Here is a 9273-nt window from a genome sequence, read left to right as displayed (position 1 = left end):
ATTTTGTGTACGAAACAGATCCATCCACCAGTTGAAGCTGGCAGGATGGATTTTTTCATTGTACTAAAATTTTCCCCAGTGAATATATATGACAAGAGAGGACGCCTAAAAAGTATTCACCAAACTAGGCAGCCGTTCATACGATGGATTGATGGAAGGGGGAATTTTTAGTGGAAGTTCATATTGTCGTCAAGGGTGATACATTATGGAAGATCGCAAGGCAGTACGGTATTCCGTTTGAAGAATTAAAGCGGGTGAATGCACATCTGGCAAATCCGGACTATATCGTTCCCGGAATGAAGATTTTTTTGCCGATGGATAAGAAGAAGCCTCATCATAAAGGGGAGCCGTCTAAACCGCATGATAAAACACCACAGAAACCGGTGAAACCTCAGCAACCCGAAATGAAACCACCGTCGAAACCAATGCCACAGCCAAAACCACAGCCGCAGCCAAAGCCGCCCGTTCAGCAGGTGCCGCCGTTGCCACAAGCGCCGCAGATGCCGATGCCGATGCCTCAGCAGCCAACAATGCCTTCGCATCCGGCACCTCAACTGCCAATGCAACCGAATGTGCCGATGTGGCAAGCAGTATTTCCTATTTGCGGATGGATGCCGATTTTCGATGCAGACTGTCACCCGCACATGCCGCAGCAACCAATGCTACCACCAATGCAAGCACCAATTAAACCAATGCCACCCAAAGAATCATCAAAATGGCATGATGAATCACCTCACCATCATAAGCCGACACCAATGCCGGACGGCTGGCAGCTGATAGAATCGAGTTCATTACACATGCCAACCACACCTAAGCCACAGGCACCGCAGCCACCAATCATGAAACCGATGCCCGAACAGCCAAAACCGATGCCAATGCCGCAACCAATGCCACAACCAATGCCAATGCCTCAGCAGCCTTCGATTCCACCAAAAGCATGTATGCCGGCAAACTGGTGTCCGTCGAATCAAGATCTTTGTTCAGAGGGGTGGCCGCAACAGCACCATATGCAACATATGCCAATGTATCCAGAATTCATGCAGCCAGTTCAATGGTATCCATGCTATCCGTCTGCTCCGATGATGCCGCTTCCTATGCCATTTCCGCAGCAGCAACCCGGACAGCAAATGCCGCCAAATTATCCGATGCCCATTCAGGAAGATTGGTACAGAAATTCGTAATGGGATATGACAGGTGAACAGCGCTTTACAAAAATTAAAAAGAATGTCTGGAAAATGGAATCCGGCGGAGCGGTCTATTCAGTTAAGAAGTATGCCTCATTTGCACAGGTCGTAAAGGTTCGGCAAATTCATCAATTACTTAGCGGACAGAATTTCCCACACTTCGTTCCAATTCTAGAAGAAAAGGATCCGCTGCTGATTATGCAGCCCTGGCTCCAAGGAGCGAAAGCCGTCAATTTCAAAAGGCGGATCGATAGGATTGATTCATTTCGAGCATTGCAAGCCCTGCATGAAACAAGCAGTTCCATATGTTGGGAATCACTTTCTTGTCTTCCTTCTTATCATATGATTGAAAAGTGGGAAGTCCGTCTTGCTCGTTTTATAGAGCTTCGAGAAATTTGTCAACAGTTTTTGCCTTCATCTGTTATAGAGGAATTGGTCTTATTTGGACGGAATGCACTGGATTTGATAAAGAAACAATCTGCATCTGATAACAAGCTGACCTTATTGCATGGCGATGTTGTGCATCATAATATTTTGCGGGATGCGGACGGAGGGATACGTTTTATCGATTTTGATTTGGCTTGCATCGGGTCTAAAGAAGATGAACTGGTCTTATGGATGCATCGGGTCCTTCCTCAGATTTCTTATAATCCAACATTTTTAATGGGTGAACATCCTGCGTTGCAGAAACTATCCAATCAAGCCCTTGCTAAGCTACTCTATCCGAATGAAGTGCTTCGCGAATGGCTTCACCTGCTGTCCTTACCTGCAGCACAGCAGCAGCGGATGGTCAGCAAGCTCTTGCTCTTTACTGAAATCGCCCTCTCGCACTGGCCGAGATTATGGTATGATGTAGAGCGAATGATGAAGTAGGAGGTTTTTGTCATGGCAGGCCATTCCAAATGGAAAAATATCCAAAACAGAAAAGGTGCACAAGACGCAAAACGGGGAAAAATCTTTCAGAAGATGTCGCGTGAAATCTATGTAGCGGCAAAATCAGGCGGAGATGATCCAGATACCAATCCGGCACTGCGTCTGGCCATCGATAAATCAAAAAGTGAGAACGTCCCGAATGATGTCATCCAGCGGGCGATCGACAAAGCAACAGGTGCAGGGGCAGATGAAAACTATGAGGAAGTCATTTATGAAGGCTACGGCCCGGGGGGGACTGCAGTTCTCGTCTATTGTCTGACGGAAAACCGCAATCGCACGGGACCCAATATTCGTGTAGCATTCAATAAAAATGGCGGAAGTCTGGGAGAAACAGGATCTGTGAACTATCTGTTTGAACGCAAAGGGCGTATATTTATCGAGCGTACAGAAGGAATAGATGAAGATTCTTTAATGCTAGAGGCTCTCGAAGCAGGAGCAGAGGATATCATCTCGACAGAAGAAGGATTTGAAATTTTGACAGAACCGGCGGAGTTTTTGTCCGTCAAAGAAGTGCTCGAAACAGAAGAAATCACATTCATCTCTGCAGAAGTAGATATGGTTCCGTCTGTGTATGCGGAGTTATCTGTAGAGCAGGAAGAACAGTTTGAGAAAATGCTAGATGCACTTGAAGATGACGATGATGTACAGAATGTTTATCATAATGCGGCTGGCGAGTAATCGAATCGACTATACGAAACTGACCAATCAACTACTTTCAGATGACGAGAGTAGTTGATTGGTATTTTTTTGCTTGACAATGATAATGATATTCATTATCATTTAGAACATTACCAATAATATAAAAGATTTAGAAAAAGGGGGAGCAATTAATGATTATAGTAACGAACACCAATAAAATCAGTAAAGATCAAGGACATAAATTAATCAAACGGTTTGATAAAGAAGGTAAAGTGGAACTGATGGAAGGATTTTTAGGTCTTGAAGTCTTGTTTACTACTAATTTACCAGACTATGATGAAGTAACGATTAGTACGCGGTGGGAGTCAAAAGCTGCGTTTGATGCGTGGATGAAAAGTGATGCATTTAAAGAAGCTCATTCTCATCCCGGCGGACAGCCGGAATATGTTATCAGTAATAAAGTTTCTTTTTATGACGTTAAGGTTGTTCGTAAACCGGTCGTTCAGGCAGAAGCATGAGAAAACACTGAAAATTAATGAAGATGTCCCAAGTGGTATGGATAATCGTTTTTCAAAAGCCGCCAGATTGATTGAAGTATTTGGTAAGTAAATAATCGATGAAAAGCCGGTTGGACTATCCAACCGGCTTTTCATGAGGTTATTCATTCAGCTCTAGCGTTTTAAGTATCTGTTCAAATCTTGCACCATGACCTTCCTGCGCCTCTAAGAAATACGTCTCTTTAATGAGCAAAGTACCTCCGAATGCATCCAGCAAATAAATAGTCACGACTACACTGTCTGGCGTTGTTCCTGACGTTCCGTGAAGTGAAATGCTGTTTACAGGTTCAGTTACCTGCTCTTCTTCAAGCGAGAAATCATATTCCTTTTCGAAATCATTCTTCACTCTGTCAGGATTACGTTCCTCAATGTATAGAATCTCCATTTTAACCTCAGGATAACCATCAGGAACGGAAACGACCGGCGACAGCACATCCTTTTTATCTTCTTCGTCCAGCTGATACCGTTCTGCATCTATATACATCGAGTAAAGTGAGTTGTGTCCTATAACCAAATCCATTGTCACCACTTCCTCTTCACCTTCCACTGATTGAACCAGCTCCATAGAAGGTTGGCGATTAATTTTGGGTGAAGCAGACTCAATCTGTTCTTTTTGCCGTACTACTGGTTGTTGGTCAGTAGCAGTTGATACACAGCCGGCCAGTAAAAGTGAAGCTGTAAAAACTGTGTAAATGATTTTACGCATACTAACATCTCCTCTTTTATTTCATATTCATTTGAAACTTCGGCCTAGATTAACGTCACATACTCGAGCAAATAAGTAGAGATGAAAAAGGAATAGGGCTATCATTTTAAGTGCTTAAACTTATTAAAAAGGAGCTAATCATCATGACAATTAAAGTAAAAGCAATCATCGGAAGCACTAGTTCTACATCCTATAACCTAAAACTGGTCAATTTCATGGCCAAGCGCTATGAAGACAAGCTGAATATTATACCAGTTCTGATCAATGATCTGGATATGTTCTCGATCGATACGGAAAGCGAACCGTCTGCAGCCGTACGCGCGTTTAAAGATGACGTCAAAGATTCTGACGCTGTACTGTTCGCAACTCCTGAATATAACTTCTCTATTCCGGGTGCCATGAAAAATGCATTGGATTGGCTTTCCCGCGGAGGAGATTTCACACTGAACGGTAAGCCCGGATTCATCGTCGGTGCTTCAATGGGCATGTTCGGGTCAATTAGAGCGCAGATCCACTTGCGCGAAATCTTATCGAACCCGGCTTTGGCACCCATTTTATTGCCTGGAAATGAAGTGTACGTAGGAGCCATTCAAAATAAGTTGAATGAAGCCGGAGATATCATTGACGAAGCAACAATTACATTCCTCGATACAGTCGTTGAAAACTTCATCACTTTTTACCGCAAACAAAAAGCAGCTGCAGAAGCGTAAAATTTCAACAGATGGACACATCAACAGTGTGTCCATTTTTTTACGATGAAATTTAGAGGTCTGACAAGTAGAAAACCCGTTCGTATGCTATAATAACGAGTATACTTTAGGGGGAGAATGGATTGTACGATTACATAAAAGGCTATGTGACAAGAGTGACACCGGAATATATTGTGCTGGAGCAGCAAGGAATCGGCTGGCAGGTAATGACACCGAATCCGTTCGCTTTCCATGCAACAGATGAAATACAGCAGGTCTTTACGTATTTGCATGTCCGTGAAGACACTCAGCTATTGATCGGTTTCAAGACACTCGAACAGCGTGAGTTGTTCCGTAAACTCATAACGGTCTCGGGAATTGGACCAAAAGGCGCGCTTGCGATTCTTGCAAACGGACTGCCTTCACAGGTCATCAGTGCGATCGAGCGTGAAGATGAAGGTTTCCTGGTACAATTCCCTGGTGTCGGCAAAAAGACAGCAAGACAGATGATATTAGACCTCAAGGGGAAACTGCATGATCTCTTCACGGAAATTGATTTGCCCGATTCTGAAGATACTTTGTTGACACTCGCTGAGAGCAATGAACTCGATGAAGCATTGCTTGCGTTGTCTGCACTTGGCTATTCGGAACGCGAACTGAAGAAAGTCAGACCAAAATTAGAAAAAGAAGAACTCGATACAGAAGGCTATATGCGGCTTGCTTTACAGCTGCTGTTGAAACAAGGCTAATACGACGGAGGTGGTTTTAATTGGAAGAACGCATATTGACGAATGAAGCAACTCATTTTGACGATCAATTTGAACAATCGCTGCGTCCGCAATTGCTGAAGCAGTACATCGGTCAACAGCAGGCAAAAGATAATCTGTCTATTTTTATCGAAGCTGCAAAAGGCCGGGAAGAAAGTCTGGATCATGTGCTATTATACGGTCCCCCCGGGCTTGGTAAGACTACGCTCGCGACAGTGATCGGCAATGAAATGGGCGTAAATGTGCGCATGACAAGTGGTCCTGCTATTGAGCGTCCTGGTGACCTTGCTGCCGTGGTTTCTTCATTAGAACCAGGCGACGTTTTATTTATCGATGAAATTCACCGGCTGAATCGTGCAATCGAAGAAGTTCTGTATCCGGCAATGGAAGATTTTTGTTTGGATATTATGGTAGGAAAAGGGCCCACTGCTCGTTCTGTTCGGCTGGATCTTCCTCCGTTTACACTGATTGGTGCAACAACAAGAGCCGGAGCGCTGTCAGCCCCGTTGCGAGACCGTTTCGGTGTGCCTTTGCGTCTGGAGTATTATGATGAAGAAGCATTGACGGAAATCGTTGTCCGAAGTGCTGGGCTTTTTGACGTACAGATAGATTCGCAGGCAGCTGTTGAGCTTGCAAAACGTTCAAGAGGCACTCCGCGCATTGCCAACCGGCTACTGCGCAGAGTCCGAGATTACGCCCAAGTACGCGGCAACGGAACGATCACACTCTCGATTGCCCAAGAAGCGCTCGATATGCTGCAAGTGGACGGTCATGGCCTGGATCAGATCGATCACCAGTTGCTGCATAGTATGATAGAGCGTTTTCGCGGCGGCCCTGTTGGGATCGATACACTTGCTGCCAGTATTGGCGAAGAATCCGTGACAATTGAAGATGTGTATGAACCTTACTTATTACAGATTGGATTTATTCAACGCACCGCGAGAGGACGCATGGCAACAGAAAAAGCGTATGCGCATTTCGGCTATCCGCTTCCGCAGTGACAGATAGGAGTTACGAAGATGGATGTACATGACTTTGATTTTAATTTACCCGACCATTTGATCGCACAAACACCTTTGCTTGATCGTACAGCGAGCCGTTTACTCGTGATGGACCGTGAAAGCGGGGAAGTCGAGCATCGGCATTTCCGTGATTTAACGGAAGAACTTGAAGCGGGAGATTTGCTCGTTTTGAACGATACAAAGGTATTGCCTGCACGTTTGATCGGGACAAAAGAAGATACAGGTGCCGCAATTGAAGTATTATTGCTGAAGGAAACTGGCGAAGATCGCTGGGAGACATTAGTGAAGCCAGCAAAACGCATTAAAGTTGGAACAGTCGTCACGTTTGGAGACGGTCTTCTTCAAGCGAAGTGTACGGCAATCGGAGAACAAGGTGGAAGAGAATTTACGTTTAGCTATGACGGCATTTTCTATGAGCTGCTCGATCAGCTGGGCACGATGCCGCTGCCTCCTTATATTACAGAGTCTTTGGAAGATCAGTCGCGCTATCAAACGGTGTTTGCAAAAGAAAGAGGTTCTGCTGCAGCACCGACAGCCGGTTTGCATTTCACGGATGAAATCCTGGATGAATTACGCGAAAAAGGTGTAAATATCGCATTTATTACACTGCATGTAGGGCTTGGAACATTCCGTCCAGTTAGCGTGGATTCTATTGAAGACCATACGATGCATGCGGAATATTACGTAATGACTGAGGAAACGGCTTCTTTAGTAAGGGAAACGAAAGCGAATGGAGGCCGCGTGATCGCAGTCGGAACAACATCGACCCGCACACTTGAAACCATCGCTTCTGAAAATGACGGAACAGTTGTCGCAGCTAGCGGCTGGACGTCTATTTTCATTTTCCCTGGCTATGAGTATAAAGCAATTGACGGCTTGGTGACGAATTTTCATCTACCTAAATCAACGTTACTGATGCTGCTTTCGGCTTTTGCAGGAAGGGAATCGGTACTGGCAGCGTATGAAGAGGCAGTGAAAGAGCAATATCGCTTTTTCAGTTTTGGGGACGCGATGTTCATTCGCCCCGCTAAAAGAAAGGAACGAGATTAATTGGCAGCTATTACGTACGAACATATTAAAACTTGTAAACAAACAGGAGCACGTCTTGGAATTGTCCATACGCCGCACGGTTCTTTTGAAACACCGGCATTTATGCCCGTTGGAACACAGGCCACCGTCAAAACAATGTCTCCTGAAGAACTGAAGGCAATGGGAGCAGGCATTATTTTAAGTAATACGTATCACTTATGGCTGCGCCCGGGGCACGAAATCATTAAAGAAGCAGGCGGATTGCATAAATTCATGAATTGGGATCGTCCGATTTTAACGGATTCAGGCGGTTTCCAAGTATTTTCATTGAGCAAATTCCGTGATATTAAAGAAGAAGGCGTGCATTTCCGCAATCATATCAACGGCGATAAATTATTTTTGAGTCCTGAAAAAGCAGTGGAGATTCAGAATGCACTTGGACCGGATATTATGATGGCGTTCGATGAATGTCCTCCGTTCCCTGCAACACATGAATATATGAAAGCGAGCGTCGAGCGTACGTCCAGATGGGCGGAGCGCTGTCTGCAGGCTCACCAGCGTCCTGAAGAGCAGGGTTTGTTCGGAATTGTGCAGGGTGGCGAGTTTGAAGATCTTCGCAAGCAAAGTGCGAGAGACTTGGTTTCATTGGACTTCCCCGGTTATGCAATCGGCGGGCTGTCTGTAGGGGAACCGAAAGACGTCATGAATCGCGCGCTTGAATTTACGACACCATTATTGCCGGAAAACAAACCGCGTTATTTGATGGGTGTCGGTTCACCAGACTCCTTGATTGACGGAGCGATCCGAGGTATCGATATGTTCGACTGTGTGCTGCCTACACGAATTGCACGAAACGGCACATTGATGACCAGTGAAGGACGTTTAGTTGTTAAGAATGCGAAATTTGAGCGAGACTTCGGTCCACTTGATCCAAATTGTGATTGTTATGCGTGCAAAAATTATAGCCGGGCTTATATCCGTCATTTAATTCGCGCAGGAGAAACATTTGGTATTCGTTTGACGTCCTATCATAACCTGCACTTTTTGCTGAATTTGATGGAGCAAATACGTCAGGCCATTCGGGAAGATCGTCTCGGCGATTTCCGTGAAGAGTTTTTAGAGCAGTATGGTTTCAACAAACCGAATGCAAAAAACTTTTAAATCTTGTATAATAACATGTGATGCTTTAAGGAAGGGGGAAATGATAAAATGATGGAACAATACGGTGGTATTGTCACACTCGTAATCATGGTTGCTATTATGTGGTTCTTGCTCATTCGTCCTGCTCAGAAGAGACAAAAGGCAGCGAAAGAGATGCAAACTAGCTTGAAGCGTGGAGACGAAGTAGTAACAATCGGTGGTATTCATGGAACGGTGGATGCAGTAGACGAAGCTTCCATTTTCTTGCGTGTATCGGATACTACAGTTATACGTTTTGATAAGCAAGCAGTAGGTAGAGTAGTAACAGCGTCATAAACAGAAGCGGTTATCTAATGGTACATCCATGGATTGCCGCTTTTTTGTTTGTCTCATCCGTCAGATAAGTAAATGGCTATACTAATTAAATTTGCTTTCACAAAAGCTGAAAATTAGGAAGTGTCTATGCTATAATCAACTGTATTCCGCAATACGATACGAGGGGGGTGCAACGATGGATCAACAACGCACAGACTTATATAAACAGTTGCTCCCTGCACTTGAAAGCAAAAAAGATGAATTGATATTTTATGGCTACTCGGAAATTACG

General features: G+C 44.6%; 11 protein-coding genes. 10 read left to right on the top strand and 1 reads right to left on the bottom strand.

What is annotated here, in order from left to right; translation table 11 throughout:
• The first annotated feature begins 170 nt into the window (after window positions 1-170).
• The 4 genes from Q1J64_RS15660 to isdG all read left to right on the top strand — a co-directional run bounded on the left by Q1J64_RS15660 (window position 171) and on the right by isdG (window position 3274).
• The gene (locus Q1J64_RS15660) at window positions 171-1181 is read left to right on the top strand and encodes a LysM peptidoglycan-binding domain-containing protein (RefSeq protein ID WP_301110050.1); all 1011 of its coding nucleotides are present in this window, start codon (window positions 171-173) and stop codon (window positions 1179-1181) included.
• Between the two features lie 6 nt (window positions 1182-1187).
• Window positions 1188-2057: a phosphotransferase gene (locus Q1J64_RS15655; RefSeq protein WP_301110049.1), complete on the top strand. Its 870-nt coding sequence runs from the start codon at window positions 1188-1190 to the stop codon at window positions 2055-2057.
• A gap of 12 nt (window positions 2058-2069) precedes the next feature.
• Window positions 2070-2795, top strand: coding sequence for a YebC/PmpR family DNA-binding transcriptional regulator (locus Q1J64_RS15650; RefSeq protein ID WP_301110048.1), 726 nt, complete (start codon window positions 2070-2072; stop codon window positions 2793-2795).
• 152 nt (window positions 2796-2947) lie between these two features.
• On the top strand, window positions 2948-3274 hold the full coding sequence (gene isdG, locus Q1J64_RS15645; protein WP_301110047.1) for a heme oxygenase: 327 nt from the start codon (window positions 2948-2950) through the stop codon (window positions 3272-3274).
• A gap of 139 nt (window positions 3275-3413) precedes the next feature.
• Here the strand turns inward: isdG and Q1J64_RS15640 are convergent, their stop codons facing one another.
• On the bottom strand, window positions 3414-4019 hold the full coding sequence (locus tag Q1J64_RS15640) for a hypothetical protein (RefSeq protein ID WP_301110046.1): 606 nt from the start codon (window positions 4017-4019) through the stop codon (window positions 3414-3416).
• A 143-nt stretch (window positions 4020-4162) separates the two neighbouring features.
• Here Q1J64_RS15640 and Q1J64_RS15635 point away from each other — a divergent pair, with 143 nt between their 5' ends.
• The 6 genes from Q1J64_RS15635 (at window position 4163) to yajC (ending at window position 9002) form a co-directional block, all read left to right on the top strand.
• Window positions 4163-4729 carry an NADPH-dependent FMN reductase gene (locus Q1J64_RS15635; protein ID WP_301110045.1) on the top strand — a complete coding sequence of 189 codons (567 nt, stop codon included), beginning with the start codon at window positions 4163-4165 and terminating at the stop codon, window positions 4727-4729.
• A 122-nt stretch (window positions 4730-4851) separates the two neighbouring features.
• A complete protein-coding gene (gene ruvA / locus Q1J64_RS15630; RefSeq protein ID WP_301110044.1) occupies window positions 4852-5457 on the top strand; it encodes a Holliday junction branch migration protein RuvA in 606 nt (201 codons plus the stop codon).
• Window positions 5458-5477: 20 nt separating this feature from the next.
• Complete coding sequence (gene ruvB / locus Q1J64_RS15625; RefSeq protein WP_301110043.1) at window positions 5478-6476, top strand: Holliday junction branch migration DNA helicase RuvB; 999 nt, start codon at window positions 5478-5480, stop codon at window positions 6474-6476.
• 18 nt (window positions 6477-6494) lie between these two features.
• Complete coding sequence (queA, locus tag Q1J64_RS15620; RefSeq protein WP_301110041.1) at window positions 6495-7547, top strand: tRNA preQ1(34) S-adenosylmethionine ribosyltransferase-isomerase QueA; 1053 nt, start codon at window positions 6495-6497, stop codon at window positions 7545-7547.
• The gene (tgt, locus tag Q1J64_RS15615) at window positions 7548-8687 is read left to right on the top strand and encodes a tRNA guanosine(34) transglycosylase Tgt (protein ID WP_301110040.1); all 1140 of its coding nucleotides are present in this window, start codon (window positions 7548-7550) and stop codon (window positions 8685-8687) included.
• Between the two features lie 48 nt (window positions 8688-8735).
• A complete protein-coding gene (gene yajC, locus Q1J64_RS15610; RefSeq protein WP_367183424.1) occupies window positions 8736-9002 on the top strand; it encodes a preprotein translocase subunit YajC in 267 nt (88 codons plus the stop codon).
• The last annotated feature ends 271 nt before the right edge of the window (window positions 9003-9273 follow it).

This window comes from Sporosarcina sp., assembly GCF_029257255.1.
GTDB lineage: Bacteria > Bacillota > Bacilli > Bacillales_A > Planococcaceae > Sporosarcina.
The sequence above is the reverse complement of the archived record's forward strand: the minus strand, read 5'-3'. Positions and strand labels throughout refer to the sequence as shown.

Coding starts and splice junctions, on each gene's coding strand:
- Q1J64_RS15640 (WP_301110046.1), bottom strand. CDS start 4,019: ATGCGTAAAATCATTTACACAGTTTTTACAGCTTCACTTTTACTGGCC.
- Q1J64_RS15655 (WP_301110049.1), top strand. CDS start 1,188: ATGACAGGTGAACAGCGCTTTACAAAAATTAAAAAGAATGTCTGGAAA.
- queA (WP_301110041.1), top strand. CDS start 6,495: ATGGATGTACATGACTTTGATTTTAATTTACCCGACCATTTGATCGCA.
- Q1J64_RS15635 (WP_301110045.1), top strand. CDS start 4,163: ATGACAATTAAAGTAAAAGCAATCATCGGAAGCACTAGTTCTACATCC.
- yajC (WP_367183424.1), top strand. CDS start 8,736: ATGATGGAACAATACGGTGGTATTGTCACACTCGTAATCATGGTTGCT.
- isdG (WP_301110047.1), top strand. CDS start 2,948: ATGATTATAGTAACGAACACCAATAAAATCAGTAAAGATCAAGGACAT.
- Q1J64_RS15650 (WP_301110048.1), top strand. CDS start 2,070: ATGGCAGGCCATTCCAAATGGAAAAATATCCAAAACAGAAAAGGTGCA.